15 protein-coding genes and 1 tRNA gene are annotated in these 15,196 nt (G+C 61.1%); 8 read left to right on the forward strand and 8 right to left on the reverse strand.

Going from position 1 to position 15,196, the window contains the following annotated elements; translation table 11 throughout:
* Positions 1–33 precede the first annotated feature (33 nt).
* The gene (locus QM694_RS16050) at positions 34–1,023 is read left to right on the forward strand and encodes a Gfo/Idh/MocA family protein (protein ID WP_415007928.1); all 990 of its coding nucleotides are present in this window, start codon (positions 34–36) and stop codon (positions 1,021–1,023) included.
* Between the two features lie 4 nt (positions 1,024–1,027).
* Here QM694_RS16050 and QM694_RS16055 read toward each other — a convergent pair whose 3' ends face one another.
* Both QM694_RS16055 and QM694_RS16060 read right to left on the reverse strand, forming a co-directional pair.
* Entirely contained in the window at positions 1,028–1,924 is an 897-nt protein-coding gene (locus QM694_RS16055) for an ROK family protein (RefSeq protein ID WP_415007929.1), read from the reverse strand.
* Entirely contained in the window at positions 1,921–2,262 is a 342-nt protein-coding gene (locus QM694_RS16060) for a phosphomannose isomerase type II C-terminal cupin domain (protein WP_415007930.1), read from the reverse strand. Before QM694_RS16060 ends, QM694_RS16055 begins: the two co-directional genes overlap by 4 nt.
* Before the next feature lie 176 nt (positions 2,263–2,438).
* Between QM694_RS16060 and rpsT the strand changes: the two genes are divergently transcribed.
* The 5 genes from rpsT to gyrB all read left to right on the forward strand — a co-directional run bounded on the left by rpsT (position 2,439) and on the right by gyrB (position 9,657).
* Positions 2,439–2,705, forward strand: a complete 267-nt coding sequence (gene rpsT, locus QM694_RS16065) for a 30S ribosomal protein S20 (RefSeq protein ID WP_415007931.1) — start codon at positions 2,439–2,441, stop codon at positions 2,703–2,705.
* Positions 2,706–3,410: 705 nt separating this feature from the next.
* Entirely contained in the window at positions 3,411–4,826 is a 1,416-nt protein-coding gene (dnaA, locus tag QM694_RS16070) for a chromosomal replication initiator protein DnaA (RefSeq protein ID WP_415007932.1), read from the forward strand.
* Positions 4,827–4,924: 98 nt separating this feature from the next.
* Positions 4,925–6,037, forward strand: coding sequence for a DNA polymerase III subunit beta (gene dnaN, locus QM694_RS16075; RefSeq protein WP_415007933.1), 1,113 nt, complete (start codon positions 4,925–4,927; stop codon positions 6,035–6,037).
* Positions 6,038–6,046: 9 nt separating this feature from the next.
* Positions 6,047–7,210, forward strand: coding sequence for a DNA replication/repair protein RecF (gene recF / locus QM694_RS16080; protein ID WP_415007934.1), 1,164 nt, complete (start codon positions 6,047–6,049; stop codon positions 7,208–7,210).
* Positions 7,207–9,657 carry a DNA topoisomerase (ATP-hydrolyzing) subunit B gene (gene gyrB, locus QM694_RS16085; protein WP_415007935.1) on the forward strand — a complete coding sequence of 817 codons (2,451 nt, stop codon included), beginning with the start codon at positions 7,207–7,209 and terminating at the stop codon, positions 9,655–9,657. The genes recF and gyrB overlap by 4 nt, the downstream gene beginning before the upstream one ends.
* Before the next feature lie 3 nt (positions 9,658–9,660).
* Here the strand turns inward: gyrB and QM694_RS16090 are convergent, their stop codons facing one another.
* Together QM694_RS16090 and msrA are read right to left on the reverse strand one after the other, a co-directional pair.
* Positions 9,661–10,566, reverse strand: coding sequence for a hypothetical protein (locus QM694_RS16090; protein WP_415007936.1), 906 nt, complete (start codon positions 10,564–10,566; stop codon positions 9,661–9,663).
* A 26-nt stretch (positions 10,567–10,592) separates the two neighbouring features.
* A complete protein-coding gene (gene msrA / locus QM694_RS16095; protein ID WP_415008647.1) occupies positions 10,593–11,246 on the reverse strand; it encodes a peptide-methionine (S)-S-oxide reductase MsrA in 654 nt (217 codons plus the stop codon).
* 112 nt (positions 11,247–11,358) lie between these two features.
* Between msrA and QM694_RS16100 the strand changes: the two genes are divergently transcribed.
* Positions 11,359–11,448 (forward strand) — tRNA-Ser (locus QM694_RS16100).
* A 323-nt stretch (positions 11,449–11,771) separates the two neighbouring features.
* Here the strand turns inward: QM694_RS16100 and QM694_RS16105 are convergent.
* Positions 11,772–12,236 (reverse strand): cupin domain-containing protein, encoded by a 465-nt coding sequence (locus tag QM694_RS16105; RefSeq protein WP_415007937.1) that lies wholly within the window; start codon positions 12,234–12,236, stop codon positions 11,772–11,774.
* Positions 12,237–12,318: 82 nt separating this feature from the next.
* Here QM694_RS16105 and QM694_RS16110 point away from each other — a divergent pair, with 82 nt between their 5' ends.
* Entirely contained in the window at positions 12,319–12,930 is a 612-nt protein-coding gene (locus tag QM694_RS16110) for a TetR/AcrR family transcriptional regulator (RefSeq protein WP_415007938.1), read from the forward strand.
* Positions 12,931–13,111: 181 nt separating this feature from the next.
* Here QM694_RS16110 and QM694_RS16115 read toward each other — a convergent pair whose 3' ends face one another.
* Genes QM694_RS16115 through QM694_RS16125 form a run of 3 tightly spaced genes read right to left on the reverse strand, consistent with a single transcriptional unit; the run spans position 13,112 to position 15,155 of the window.
* Positions 13,112–13,549 (reverse strand): acyl-CoA thioesterase, encoded by a 438-nt coding sequence (locus QM694_RS16115; protein ID WP_415007939.1) that lies wholly within the window; start codon positions 13,547–13,549, stop codon positions 13,112–13,114.
* A gap of 15 nt (positions 13,550–13,564) precedes the next feature.
* Positions 13,565–14,233 (reverse strand): amino acid ABC transporter permease, encoded by a 669-nt coding sequence (locus QM694_RS16120; RefSeq protein WP_415007940.1) that lies wholly within the window; start codon positions 14,231–14,233, stop codon positions 13,565–13,567.
* Between the two features lie 37 nt (positions 14,234–14,270).
* A complete protein-coding gene (locus tag QM694_RS16125; RefSeq protein ID WP_415007941.1) occupies positions 14,271–15,155 on the reverse strand; it encodes a substrate-binding periplasmic protein in 885 nt (294 codons plus the stop codon).
* Positions 15,156–15,196: the final 41 nt, after the last annotated feature.

The raw sequence follows: 15,196 nt of genomic DNA on the forward strand, positions 1-15,196 counted from the left end.
TTACAAGTCAGTTAGCCAAATGGGAGCACGCGCATGAAGCCGGTCAAATGGGGCATCATTTCAACCGCCAATATCGGAATGGAAAAGGTCATTCCCGGCATGATGAAGAGCCGGGATCTTGAAGTTGTGGCCATCGCCTCGCGCAAGCTGAAAACGGCGCGGCAGGCGGCGATGGAACTGGGCATCCCCAAATCCTACGGCTCCTATGAGGAGATGCTGGAAGATCCCGAAATCGAGGCCGTTTACAACCCGCTGCCCAATCACCTGCATGTGCCGCTCACCTTGATGGCGGCGAGGGCTGGCAAGCACGTGCTGTGCGAAAAGCCCATCGCCATCACGGCGAAGGAGGCGGCGCAGCTTCGTAAGGCGCCCAAGGATGTGAACATCGCCGAAGCCTTCATGGTGCGCCATGCCACGCAATGGCTTGAAGCGAAGCGGCTGGTGAAGAAGGGGCGGATTGGCGAAGTGCGCGCCGTTCAGGTGTTCTTCTCCTATTTCAACCGCGATCCGAAAAACGTCCGCAACAATCCGGCGATTGGCGGCGGCGGACTACTCGATATCGGCTGCTATCCCATCACCGTGTCGCGCTTCATTTTCGATGCCGAGCCGAAGCGCGTGACCGCCACCTTTGATCGTGATCCCGCTTTCAAGGTGGACCGCACGGCGGGCGGCCTTGCGGATTTCGGCAATAGCCGGCATTTGTCTTTCACCGTGTCAACGCAGATGGCGCCTTTTCAACGGGTGCAGATCGGCGGCACGAAAGGCCGCATCGAGATCGAAATACCCTTCAACGCCCCGCCCGATCAGCCCAACCGCATGTTCGTGCAGGGCATGGACATGAATGTGGGTGAGTGGATCGAACTGCCGATCTCGGACCAATACATGTTGCAGGCCGAAGCCTTTGGCCGCGCCATCCGCAAGAAGCAGAAGCCTGCCTATGGCATTGAGGATGCGATCCAGAACATGAAGATCATCGATGCATTCTTCCGCTCCGAGAAAAGCGGCAAGTGGGAGAAGCCCTGAAGCGTCAATCCCACAAACGCGCCGCGCCCAGCACGCCGCTCGTTTCGCCATGCGCGGCGCGCAACACCTTTACCTGCGCGCTGCCTGAAAAACTGTAGTGTGCAATGAGCGGCGGCAGCTCTTCCACCAGTTCCGGCAGCGTGCTGAGCCCGCCACCGATCACGAAGACATCGGGATCGATCACCGCAACCAGATTGGCGGCCACGCGCGCCAGACGGTCCTGAAGCCTCGCCAGCGCCGCCTTCGCCTCTGTTTCGCCGAAGCGTGCGCGTTTCACGATCTCCTTTCCCGGAAGAGCATGTCCGGTTGCTACTTTGTAATCGCGCGCGAGGCCGGTGCCCGATACATATTGTTCAGCACACCCCCGTTTGCCGCAGAAACAGGGAAGAGGTGGCCATTCCCCATCAGTGGGCCACGGCAGGCCAGTGTGACCGAACTCCGCTGCTTCCGCATTCGCTCCCACATGTAGCCGGCCATTGATCACCAGCCCGCCGCCCAGTGCTGTACCGACCGTGAAAAAGGCCACCGTGCCAGAGCCCTTGCCCGCGCCGTCGAGTGCTTCCGACAGCGCAAAGCAGTTGGCGTCATTTTCAAGTTTCACCGGCTGTCCGATGGCTGCCGCCAGATCGGCGGCGAAAGGCTTGCCGTTGCAGGCCACGATATTGCTGTTGCGCCAGAGACCCGTGAGCGGTGATTGCGAGCCGGGTGAGCCGATGCCGATTGAGGCCTTGCCGCCCGCCACCTGCTGCGCCGCCCAGGCCTGCGCCGCAATCTCGCGCACGATGGCATCATAGCCCTGTGGCGTTTCCACCCGCATGGAATGCTGCACCTCGCCTGCCTCCGAAAGCAGCGCGCAATCGATCTTGGTGCCGCCGAGATCGATGCCGATGCGCTGGGTCATGTGCGGTTGTAAATGTCGTCGTAGCGGGTGATGTCGTCTTCGCCGAGATAGTCGCCGAACTGCACTTCGATCAGTTCAACCGTTTCGGAATGATGGTTTTCCAGCCGATGGATGGTGCCTTTGGGAATATCGGCGGATTGGGCGCGGGTCAGCGTGGTCACGGTCTCTCCCACCGTGACGGTGGCAATGCCTTCCACCACCGTCCAGTGTTCGGCCCGGTGCTTGTGGCTTTGGAGTGACAGCCTGCCGCCGGGTTTCACGGTGATGCGCTTCACCTTGAAACCGGGCTGTTCATCCAGCACATGGAAAGCGCCCCAAGGCCTCGTTTCCGAACTCATCCTGCCTCCTGGCCTTAGACGGGAGAACCCGTCAAAGGCAATTGACGGCGGCATTGCCCGCCCCTATAAGCCCGCCAACCCGATGGACCGGCGATGCTGGCCGTCTGCTTGCCGCAGGCGGCATTTGTCATTGATGCCCATCTCACGAGATTCAGACAAGCAGGAAGTAAAGCCCAATGGCCAATACGAAATCGGCGAAGAAGGCCAACCGCGCCGCCACCCGCCGCAATGCCATCAACACGGCGCGCACCAGCCGCATCCGCACCTCCGTCCGCAAGGTCGAGGAGGCGATTGCCTCGGGCGATCAGGCGGCTGCTCTCGCCGCTCTCAAGGCTGCCCAGCCGGAACTGATGCGCGGTGCCCAGAAGGGCGTGCTGCACAAGAACGCCGCTTCGCGCAAGGTTTCGCGCCTCACCAGCCGCGTGAAGGCCCTGAAAGCCTAAGACTTTTCCACACGTCAAAGATTTGGAGCGCGCCGGAGGAAACTCCGGCGCGTTTTCGTTTGTCCGGGGACGGAGCGTTCTGCGCAGAAATTATCGTGATGTTTCATAAACTTGTCCAACCGGATAAATTTCAGGGCGGTGACGGCTCCCGGGGAGTTGTAGCCGGACACCCGCCATGGTTGCCGGTTGTGGCAAAATTGCCGCAGATTTGGACGATAGGCGCCTCACGAAAACCCGCGACTCTTCATTAACTTACCGCCTCTCCGTGCCAGTTTGGCACGCTTTGGCGGTAAAACATGGCGTTCCGTGTACGGAAAATCATTCGATTCAAGTTGCAGCGAAAGGCACCGTTTTTGTAGGTTCTGCCTGCGCGGCGGGTTGGACGGCCAGCCGTGCAATCGGGGGTCCAAACCCCAGCGGCAGGTTTTAAGGCCTTGGCCGCACCAGCATGTGAAGGCAAATGGACAACCGGGCTGTGTTCCGCCCGGACGGAGAAGATTTGCGCAGTGATGAGTAGGCGTAACGGCAAAAACAAATGAACCTCAACGCGCAGACAGGGGCGGACATGAACACTCACGAAAACACAGGTTTCCCCGTCGGCTAGCAGCTGGCGGCGGACAAGACAGGGTGCGGGCAGGCGCAGTTGCGTTTGCCTGTTGGGCAGTTTCGCGCCGCGAGGCGCTTTCAAGAAGTCTGGCATATCAGATGAACGCAATTTCAGCCGATCTCAAACAGAAATGGGACCGCGTGGCGCAGCGCCTGCGCGCCGAACTCGGCGAGGATCTCTATTCAAGCTGGTTTGCCCGCATGGAGATGGAGGATTGCCAGAACGGCCGCCTTGCCGTCTCGGTGCCCACGCGCTTCCTGAAATCCTGGATCGAGAATCATTATCTCCAACGTCTGCAGAAGACCGGCGAGGCGGAACTGGGCGCGCTCGATACCGTGCAGGTGAGGGTGCGCACCAGCGGCGTCGCGCCGCGCGTGGCCGAAGTTGCTGAACGCCCGGCCCCCGTGGCGATGCCTGCCATGGCTGTTCCCAATCCGCTGCCGCAGCAGGCTCTGTCGCTAGACCGCGCTGGCGCCATTGATCCCACCCAGACCTTCGAGAGCTTCGTGGTGGGTGGCTCCAACCAGCTGGCACATGCCGCCGTCTGCCGCGTGGCCGACGCGCTGGCAGGCGCGCCCATCAGCTTCAACCCGCTGTTCATCCATGCGCAGTCGGGCCTCGGCAAGACGCATCTTCTCAATGCCGTCTGCCACCGCATCCGTGAGCGCCAGCCAGACCGCAAGGTGATGTTCCTGACCGCCGAGCGCTTCATGTACAGCTTTGTATTGGCGCTCCGGCAGAAGGACACGATTTCCTTCAAGGATCAGTTTCAGGCCGTCGATGTGCTGCTGATCGACGATTTCCAGTTCCTGCAGGGCAAGACCATGCAGCAGGAGTTCTGCCACAATTTCAATTCTCTCGTCGACGCCAAGCGCCAGGTGATCGTGGCGGCGGACGTGCCGCCTGCCCAGCTTGACATGATCGACCAGCGCATGCGCTCGCGCCTGATGGGCGGCTTGGTGGTCGATATCGAAATGCCTGATCTCGACCTTCGCCGCCGCATCGTCGAAAGCCGCTATGCCATTCTGCGCCAGCGCGACACGGGCCTTGTCATTCCCGACGAGGCGCTGGATTTCATCGCCAACCGCATTACGGGCTCCGGCCGCGAGCTCGAAGGCGCGCTGAACCGCGTGATGGCCTATCAGCAATTCAACAATGCGCCGATCACCCTTGATCTGGCCTCAATGGTGCTGCGCGACATGCAGGCCAATCCGGATGGCTCGCGCATCAAGATCGATGACATTCTCAAGATCGTCGGACGCCATTTCAACGTGGCCCGCACCGACCTCCTGTCGCCGCGCCGCGCCCGCACGGTGGTGGTGCCGCGGCAGATCGGCATGTATCTGGCCAAGAAGATGACTGCCCGTTCGTTGCCGGAAATCGGCAGGCGGTTTGGCGGCAGGGACCATTCGACCGTGCTGCACGCCGTGCGCAAGATCGAGGACCAGATCAAGACGGATGACAAGCTGGCCCGCGAAGTGGCGCTGCTGATCCGGCTGGTTGAACAGGCATAGTTTTCCACAGTTCCAGCCCTTGAAATAGGCCACTTTCCGCGCCAAAGTCTGCAGGCCACCACAGCGTGGCGGGAGGTGTGGACAGGGGATGTTTCTTTATGCGCGCGACCATCGAACGCTCGGCCTTTCTCAAGGCATTGAACCATGTGCAGAGCGTGGTGGAGCGCCGCAACACCATTCCCATTCTCTCCAACGTGCTGGTGCAGGCTACGGGTGCGGAACTGAAACTCACCGCAACCGACCTCGACATTGAGATTGTTGAAAGCGTGCCCGCCGAAGTGGCGCGCGCAGGCTCGACCACTGTTCCCGCCCACATGCTCTACGACATCGTGCGCAAGCTTCCCGATGGCGCTCAGCTTGAACTCGATCTGGCATCCGGCCAGAATCGGGTCGGCGTCTTTGCGGGGCGTTCGCGCTTCTCCCTGCAGGCGCTGCCGCCCGAGGATTTCCCCGATCTGGCGGCGGGCGACATGCCCAACCGCTTCACGCTGAGCGCCGCAGATCTCAAGGGTCTCATCGAGAAGACCCGCTTCGCCATCTCCACCGAAGAGACGCGCTATTATTTGAACGGCATCTATCTGCATGAGGCCGGCAATGGTGCGTTGCTGCGCGCCGTTGCCACCGACGGCCACCGCCTGGCTCAGGCGCAGGTCGCGCGGCCTGAAGGCGCCAAGGGCATGCCGGGCGTCATCGTGCCAAGGAAGACCGTGTTGGAGGTGGTGAAACTCATCGAAGGCCTCGACGGCGATGTCGAAGTGGCGCTGTCCGCCAGCAAGATCCGTTTCACCGCCGGAAATCTCGTGCTCACCTCGAAGCTCATCGACGGCACCTTCCCGGATTATGAGCGCGTTATTCCGCGCAACAATGACAAGACGCTGGAAGTCGATACCAGGGGCTTTGCCGATGCGGTGGACCGCGTCTCCACCATTTCGATGGAGAAGGGCCGCGCCGTGAAGCTCAATATCTCCAGCGGCAAGGTGGTGCTGACGGTGAACAATCCCGATTCCGGCTCCGCCGAGGATGAACTGATCGCCAGCTATGACGCCGATCCCATCGATATCGGATTCAACGCCCGTTACCTGCTCGACGTGGCGGCGCAGATCGGCTCCGATGCCATGGTGTTCAATCTCGCCGATGCAGGCTCGCCTACCATCGTGAGCGATCCGGGCGATGAGCAGGCGCTCTATGTGCTGATGCCGATGCGGGTCTAAGCGGAGTCCGTGGCCGCTGCAAAATCCCTCAAGCTGACCCGCCTCACCCTCACTGACTTTCGCAACTATGCGGGGCTGAGGCTCGAGACGGACAAAAGCCTCATAGCGCTTTCGGGCCCCAATGGGGCGGGCAAGACGAACCTGCTGGAGGCCATCTCGCTTCTTTCACCTGGCCGCGGCCTGCGGGGCGCAGGCTTCGACGAATTGGCGCGGCTGGGCGGCCATGGCACATGGGCCATTTCAGCAGAGCTTGACGCGGCGGATGGCCCCGTCTCGCTCGGCACCGGCTGGAGCGGGCAGGGCGAGGGCGGCGATGGCGGTGGGCAGAGCCGCCTTGTGCTGATCGACGGTCACGTGGAGCGAAGTTCGGGCGCGCTCGGCCAGCACATGCGCATGCTCTGGCTCACCCCCGCGATGGACCGGCTCTTTGCGGGCCCCGCCTCAGACCGCCGCCGCTTTCTCGACCGCCTGGTCCAGGCCTTCGATCCCGAGCATGGATCGCGGGTTCTGGTGTTCGAAAAGGTGATGCGCGAGCGGAACCTCCTTCTGGAGGATCCGCGCGCCGATCAGGCTTGGATTTCCAGCCTTGAAGCCCATATGGGAGAGGCGGGTGTCGCCATCGCAGCCGCCCGCCTGACAGGCATTGACGCTCTCCAGAAACATATCGGCAGGGTGCGCACCGGAAGCCGGTTTCCTTGGGGAATTGTGGCGGTTGATGGCGAGGTTGAGGCGCTGGTTTCCGCCATGCCGGCCGTGCGTGCGGAGGATGAATATCGTAAGATACTTGCCGATTCGCGGGGGCTTGACCGCGCCGCCGGACGCACGTTGAAAGGGCCTCACAGGAGTGATTTTTCGGTGATCCACGGCCCCAAGGGTATGCCCGCCGGACAGTGCTCGACGGGCGAGCAGAAGGCGTTGCTGATCGGCCTCATTCTGGCCCAGGCCAGCGCGGTGAAAACCGAGACGGGCGTGGCGCCCTTGCTGCTTCTGGACGAAGTGGCGGCCCATCTCGACCGCACGCGGCGCGGCGGCCTGTTCGAGAGCCTCGAGGCCTTGGGCTCACAGGCGTGGATGACGGGAACCGATGCCGAATTGTTTGACGGCCTCGGCAAGACTTCAGCGGTTCTCCATGTGGAGGCCGGAACAGTTTCGGACATGAGAAAAACGCGATGAGCGGTGACAACGAGAATGGTAACGAACAGAACGGCAAGCCGGATGCTGAGGCATACGGCGCGGAGTCGATCAAGGTCCTGAAAGGCCTTGATGCCGTGCGCAAGCGCCCCGGCATGTATATCGGCGACACCGATGATGGTTCGGGCCTGCATCACATGGTCTATGAAGTCGTCGACAATGCGATCGACGAAGCGCTGGCGGGCTTTGCCGACCGCGTGACGGTGGCGCTCAATGCCGATGGCTCGGTGACCGTCACCGACAATGGCCGCGGCATCCCGACCGATCTTCATCCCACCGAAGGCGTTTCCGCTGCCGAAGTGATCATGACCCAGCTTCACGCCGGCGGTAAGTTTGATCAGAACTCCTACAAAGTTTCAGGCGGCCTGCATGGCGTGGGCGTCTCGGTGGTGAATGCGCTATCGGTGAGTCTCAAGCTCACCATCTTCCGCGCCGGTAATGAGTATTTCATGAGCTTCACCCATGGCGAGCCGGATGCGCCGCTGAAGGTGGTGGGACTGGCGCCGGGCCGCCGTGGCACCGAGGTGACATTCCTGCCCAGCACCGAAACCTTCACCAGGACGGAATTCGATTTCGCCACGCTGGAACACCGCCTGCGCGAACTGGCCTTCCTCAATTCCGGCGTCCGCATTCTGCTGGCTGACCGGCGTGGCGTGGAGCCGCATGAGGTTGAGCTTTTCTATGAAGGCGGCATCGCCGAATTCGTGCGCTATCTCGACCGCGCCAAGCAGCCGCTGGTGCCGGAGCCCATCATGATCCGGGGCGAGAAGGATGGCATCACCACGGAATGCGCCCTGTGGTGGAACGACAGCTATCATGAGAATGTGCTGTGTTTCACCAACAACATTCCACAGCGCGATGGCGGCACGCATCTGGCCGGATTCCGCGGCGCGCTGACCCGCGTCATCAACAGCTACGCCACCGAAAGCGGCATCGCCAAGCGCGAGAAGATTGCGCTGACCGGTGATGACGCGCGCGAAGGCCTGACCTGCGTGCTGTCCGTCAAGGTGCCAGATCCCAAGTTTTCCTCGCAGACCAAGGACAAGCTTGTTTCTTCCGAAGTGCGCCCTGTCGTCGAAAATCTCATCAACGAGGAATTGACGGCGTGGTTCGAGGAACATCCCTCGCAGGCCAAGATCATCGTTGGCAAGGTGGTGGAAGCGGCCGCCGCGCGCGAAGCGGCGCGCAAGGCCCGTGAACTGACAAGGCGCAAGGGCGCGCTCGACATGGCGGGGCTTCCCGGCAAGCTGGCGGAATGCCAGAACCGCGATCCGGCGCAGAGCGAAATCTTCATCGTCGAGGGCGACTCGGCCGGAGGCTCCGCCAAGCAGGCGCGCAACCGCGAGAACCAGGCGGTGCTGCCGTTGCGCGGCAAGATTCTCAACGTCGAGCGCGCCCGCTTCGACAAGATGCTGTCATCGGCTGAGATCGGCACGCTGATCACCGCACTTGGCACCGGCATCGGCCGCGAGGAATTCAACGTCGAGAAGCTGCGCTATCACAAGATCATCATCATGACCGACGCCGACGTGGACGGCGCGCATATCCGCACCTTGTTGCTCACCTTCTTCTACCGGCAGATGCCGCAGGTGATCGAGCGCGGCCACCTCTATATCGCCCAGCCGCCGCTCTACAAGGTAACGCGCGGCAAGTCCGAGCAATATCTGAAGGACGCCAAGGCGCTTGAGGACTATCTCGTTGAGACGGGCCTTGAAGGCTCGACGCTGGCCCTGGGCGACGGCAGCGAGCGGGGCGGCGCCGATTTGCGCGCCATCGTGGAGGATGCGCTGTCGATCCGCGCCGCGCTCGATGCGCTGCACTCGCGCTATTCCCGCATGGTCGTGGAACAGGCGGCGATTGCCGGTGCGCTCAACCCGGAAGTCCTCTCCAATCCCGAAAATGCCAATGGTGCGGCGGGATATATCGCCCGCCGTCTCGATACGCTGTCGGAAGAAACCGAACGCGGCTGGCAAGGCCAGCCCACCAGCGATGGCGGCCTCTCCTTCACGCGCGAGGTGCGCGGCGTCACCGAGAATTGGGTGCTCGACGGCAAGCTGATTTCTTCCGCCGATGTCATCCGCCTTGACCGCAAGGCAGCGCATTTGCAGGAGGTCTACACAAAGCCTGCGCGTCTCCGCCGCAAGGATTCGGAAACGGTCATCCACGGGCCGACGGAACTGCTTGAAGCCGTGTTTGCGGCGGGCCGGAAGGGCATCACGCTGCAGCGTTACAAGGGTCTTGGCGAAATGAACCCCGAGCAGCTTTGGGAAACGACGCTCGATGCCAATGTCCGCTCGCTGCTCCGTGTGCGCGTGGCGGAACTTGACGAGGCCGATGGCATCTTCACCAAGCTTATGGGCGACGTGGTGGAACCGCGGCGTGACTTCATCCGTGACAACGCGCTGAGCGTCGCCAATCTAGACGTTTGACGCTCAAGCCTGGGTGATCGCTTGCCGGATCGCCGCCAGCGGCGCCGTGTCGTCGAAACGCGCGTCGCCGGATGGGTCGGCGATCAGCCCTAAGCTTTTCCAAAGAGCGGGAAGATCGGTCTTCACCGCCTGATTGCGGTTGGCGGCATAGAGATCGCGCAGCACGGTTGCGCCCGTCGCCTTGTCGCCGATACCCAGCGTTTCGGCGAAATCCCAGCTCTTGCGGAAATCCCGCGTCTGGTTGATGGCGCGCAGCGCATCCCGCAGCCCCTTGGCGTTTTTCGTTTTCTGGCGGATGGCGATATCCACCTGCAGGCAGAACAATGCGCCGCCCCAATAGGTGCGGCCCCAGGTGATGGTGTTGTCGAGCCCCTTGTCGCCGGATTTGGGAAGGCCGCGCGGCATGTCGCGCATGAAATCGCCCCAGACCTGTTCGGCGCTGATGTGGCGCGCCTGCGCCCGCGCAATCGGCTCCACGTAAACGGCGATGCCCTCCGCCATCCAGTTATGACGGCCGTTCATCCACGGGAAGGCCAGGTGCACCATTTCGTGCACCATCACCCAGTCGCCGGTGAGCAATGTTTGCGGCCTCGTCTTGGTGCCCACGGCGATGCGGATTTGCGGCGTGTCGCCGGTGAAAGTTTTCCCTGTTCCCACGCTGTCGCCCAGCATCGGCGGCAGCACGATGCGCAGCGTTGGCACGGGAAAGCGCCCGTAGAATGTGAAGACAGCATCGGCGGACTTCCGCACCCAGGCGGCGATCAGGTCCGACCATGCGGTGTCGCCGTCGTAGGTAATGCGCGCCTTGCAGCCGTGAAGATCAAGCGACAGGTCGCGCGCGTTGGCCCAGGCGGATGCCGGAAAGGCAAGCGCGGCGGCGGAAGCGATGAGGCGGCGCCGTGAAATCATTCCGCCGCTCCGCCGCCTCTCCGCCGTTAAGCTGCCACGCCCGTGCCGATGGCGCAGGTGACGCCGGTGCCGCCAAGCCCGCAATAGCCACGCGGGTTCTTGGCAAGATATTGCTGGTGATAGGTCTCGGCAAAGTAGAAGGGGCCAGCTTCTGCAATCTCCGTGGTGATGGGGCCATATCCCTTGGCCATCAGGGCTTTTTCATATTGCGCCTTGGAGGCAAGCGCCTGGTCGCGCTGGGCGGGCGTTGTCCAATAGATGGCCGAGCGGTATTGCGTGCCCACGTCGTTCCCCTGCCGCATGCCCTGTGTGGGGTCATGCGATTCCCAGAACAGCTTCAGCAGCGCCTCATAGCTCGTAAGCTTGGGATCATAGACCACCAGCACGGATTCGGCGTGGCCGGTCATGCCGCTGCACACCTCTTCATAGGTTGGATTGGGCGTGAAGCCGCCGGCATTGCCCACCGCCGTCACCCAGACGCCGGGTGCTTGCCAGAACTTGCGCTCAGCCCCCCAATAGCAGCCGAGAGCAAAAATGGCCCGCTCGCTGCCTGCGGGATAGGGGCCCTTCAGCGCATGGCCGTTGACGAAATGGGTTTCGGCGGTGGCAATTTCCGTGGCGCGGCCCGCGAGCGCATGGGCGGCATCGATCGATTCGGCCTTCCGGCGGGAGAACAGCATGGGTTTTCCTTCCTCTTTTGCGATGGCCGGGATGTAGTGTGCCGCAGCGGTAAACGCCATTCAACAGTGCTTGATTAACGGCTTTCGATGGCTATAGTGCGCCCACTTTCAAGGAAGGGTGGCCGAGTGGTTTAAGGCACACGCCTGGAACGCGTGCATACGTGAAAGCGTATCGAGGGTTCGAATCCCTCCTCTTCCGCCAAAAATATCTCTCAATGAGTTGAAATATCTATATCTTTTTATCGGGACGTTTTCCTTGTCCCGCCGAGCGGGGTGGAGGGCTAGCGCAAAGCGAGGACGTAGCCGCTTTCTACGGTCCCCTATTCCCCCGAATCCTTTTCCCCTCGCCGGAATGACGCCCGTTCCCCTCATTCCTGCAGCGGTTGCTGCAACTATACCAAAATCCATTTCCCTCGTGCCACCGCGTCGACCTGATCTCGCTCCGGGCCGTCGCCGACCGCAAGAAATGCACCTAATCTTCCGGGTGTTGGAAGCCGCTCTGGTTCCATCACCAAATTCGCCGTCCTATTGCGGAAGTGGGCCAAGGATAGCGAGGTTGTGCCGCTCCGCCGCCGACATCAGCAACGCCATATCTGGAGCAGCTGGGGGAGTGCCTGCCGGCACGCTCGTCTCGGCAATGAAATCAGCAAAATCGCTTCCGGTGGTCATCAGCAGGATTTTGGCCGGGCCTTGCCCTTCGATACGAAATCCATGCGGAATGCCTCGCGGGCCGAAGGCGAAGTCTCCTGCCCGAAGCAATTTTCCGTTTCCATCCACGATCACCGACATTTGCCCCTCTATGACGTAAAACGACTCGTCTTCGGAATGATGGATATGCCACGGCGACTCGAAACCGGCCGGGATGATTTGCTCAATTAGACTGAAGTGACCGCCGGTAATCTCCCGATTTCCCTTGATCCAGGTCGGCAGGCCGAGAAACCGGCGCTCCTCGACATGCGAAGCCATATTGGTAGGGACAGCTATGTTCACGGTGACATCCTCATTGGACATTTGCCTCGTTATGGGGCAATTTACCGGAATATAAATTCCACGGAATAGTATTATCGTCAATATGAAAAATAGAACTGGCCGCCGCACCTATCGCATGCGGGAGCGTGCAAAGACCCAGGACGAAACCCGCGAGCGCATTATTGCCGCTACAATGTTGCTGCACGACGAGAACGGCGTCGCAGCGACCTCTTTTGTCGACGTCGCCAAGCGAGCTGGCATCGGCGCGGCCACGGTCTATCGGCATTTTCCCACACCGGGATCATTGGTCGCGGCCTGCGGCGCTCATGTCTGGAAAGAGATGGCCCCGCCAGTACCCCAACAGGCATCGGAAGTATTCAAAGGCATTGACCGGTCAGAGGATCGGCTACAGCGCCTTGTCGATGAGGTGGACGCGTTTTATCGGCGCGGCGCGTTCCGGCTTACCAAGGCGTATGCTGACCGGCATCTCATCCCGGAACTTGACCAGTTTCTACGAGCCGTAGAGGCAGGCATTGCGGCCTTCGTCCATGAGGCGCTGAGGGGCGAGGCCTTGTCGGACACAGCCCTTCAGCTTGTGCTTGCGCTGATGGATTTCCCGGTTTGGCGTTCAATACAGCGAATGATGTGCGATGACATGGAGAAGCGACGGCTTTTCGCAAGGCTCCTGCGAAGTGCTATCATCGCGGCGGAATAGCGGTAAGCTTCAAAGCTGCAGCGGCCCTCCCTGATGACACCCTGCGCATCGTGGCGAAGAGCGAGAAGCAGGATGGGTAGACCAGCCTTGGAGTGACTGCTTGCGCAGGGAGCGGATCACTGGGTCTTGTGACTATCCCACACTGACGCCCTGCTCCTGATAACTGCCCGGCAAAAGCAATTCATTCTCCCAGCAGAAGACAAGCTTCGGCTCGCAAGCACATCTCCGGGGTGAGTTCCGCCGCGCTGCGCTTTTCCAGATCGAATAGTACCGTAACATTCTCGCAGCTGGCGTGAAGCACGTTGGTTTCCGTGTTATGCATGCGATGCAGAAAGGTGATCGACGTGCGGCCGATCCGGATGGCCAAGGTGAAAACGGTCACGAGTTCACCAGCAAGCAGTTCCTTTTCATAGATGATCGTCTGTTTCCGGTCCGCCCAGCCGAAGCCCCGTAGTTTCAGATTTTTCAAGCCGCCGAGACTGGCGAGGAAATGAAATGTGGCGATGTCGAACATGCTGCAATAGTGCTGCGTGTTCATGTGCCCCATGGAATCGCAGAACCATGGATACGCAACGCCTCTGTAGGTTTCGAGACCGACGGGGGAGGGCTGTTCCGTCATCGGCGGCAAATCCTGTCAGGTTCGCAGGTAGGCAGGGCGCAGCTTGTGCTCAAGCATCGCAATGGCCTTCGCTGCCACGACGCTCATGACATAGTAGATGATGCCGACTAGGCAGTAAGTCTCCATGCTGCGGAAGGTGGCGGAAATAATGTAGTTGGCGCTGCGCAGAAGTTCTTCCACCGATATGAAGGATACCAGCGCGCAGTCCTTGAGAAGCGAAATGAAATAGCCGCCAACCGTCGGCACGGCGATGATGGCGGCTTGCGGAATGATGATCTTCCGGTAGATCTGCACGCGCGTGAGGCCCAGCGCTTCGCCTGCCTGCATCTGGCCTCCGTCCACGGCCATGATCGCGGCCCGGAAAACCTCGCTGAGATAGGCGCCCAGATTGATGCTGAGTCCAACGACGCCCGCCAGGAACGCCGGCAGCCTGATGCCCAGGTTTGGCAGCGTGAAATAGATAAACAGAAGTATGACGATCAGCGGTACGCCGCGGCAAATGCTGACATATGCCGCAACGAGACCCCGCGCAAACCTGCCGCCCGCGATGGCGGCGATCGCCGATGCAATGCCGATAACGATCGCCAGCGCCATGCTGCAAAAGCAGAGTTGCAGCGTGACGAATGCGCCAAGCAAAAGTACCGGAAGGTATTTTGGTACAAATTCCGTGAAGAAGTCGATCATGGGCCCCGCTTCCGCGACCGGCCGACGGGGCCGATTGTTATTTCGTCATCATCGCATCGCGCGTCAGGGATTCATCCCACACGCCATACTTCTTGAGAATGGCTTCGCGCGTGCCGTCGGCGTCCATCGCGTCAAATGCGTCGTTGATCGCTTTCAGCAGTTCGGTATCTTCCTTGCGGATGCCGACGCCGTCGCCGCCAAACTTGTAAGGGGCCTTGGCCTGCGCGTCCTGCCACTTTTCGTCCGCCGACAGGCTGTAAATGCCGCCGACGGTGCGAAGCTCCGGCGTGATCTGCAACTGGCCGCCCAGCGAGGTATTGTCGGAAACCACCGCATCCACCTGTCCGCTGTTCAGGGCAAGAAAGACCGAGGGCTGGTCGTTGAAGGCCTTGACCTCGCCGCCAATCCCCTTGGCGACGAGCTGCCGCGCCTGGATTTCCTCAACCGAGCCCACCAGCGCGCCGATCGTCTTGCCGGCAAGGTCTTCGGGCTTCTGGGCGGGAGAGTCTTTCTTTACGACGATGCGGTCGCTTTCAAAATAATAGGGGCGGGAGAACTCGATGCCGGCGCCCTGCCGGCGCTCCTCGGTGACGGTCATGCCGGAGAAGATGACATCCCAGCGCTTGGCCGTCAGGCCGGGAATGAGCGCGCCCCAATCCACCGGCACGACCTCCACCTTCTTGGCGCCGATCTTGTTGGCGACATAGTTCATCATCTCCCATTCCATGCCGGTGTAGTTGCCCGCGTCATCCTTCCAGATCCACGGCTTGCTGCCAACCACGCCGTTGCCGACTGTGAACACGCCCGAGGATTTGATGGTGTCAAGCGTATCGGCGTATGCGCCGACAGCGGTGAACGCCAGGGCCAGCATGGCCGATCCAACCAGTGCCTGGCGGCGTGTAAACGAACTGCGCAGAGTCATGTCGGCGTTCCCTTCCTGTTTATATTCTTGTGATCACAAGA

Origin of the sequence: Aestuariivirga sp., assembly GCF_047602625.1 — a bacterium.
Classification (GTDB): Bacteria; Pseudomonadota; Alphaproteobacteria; order Rhizobiales; family Aestuariivirgaceae; genus Aestuariivirga.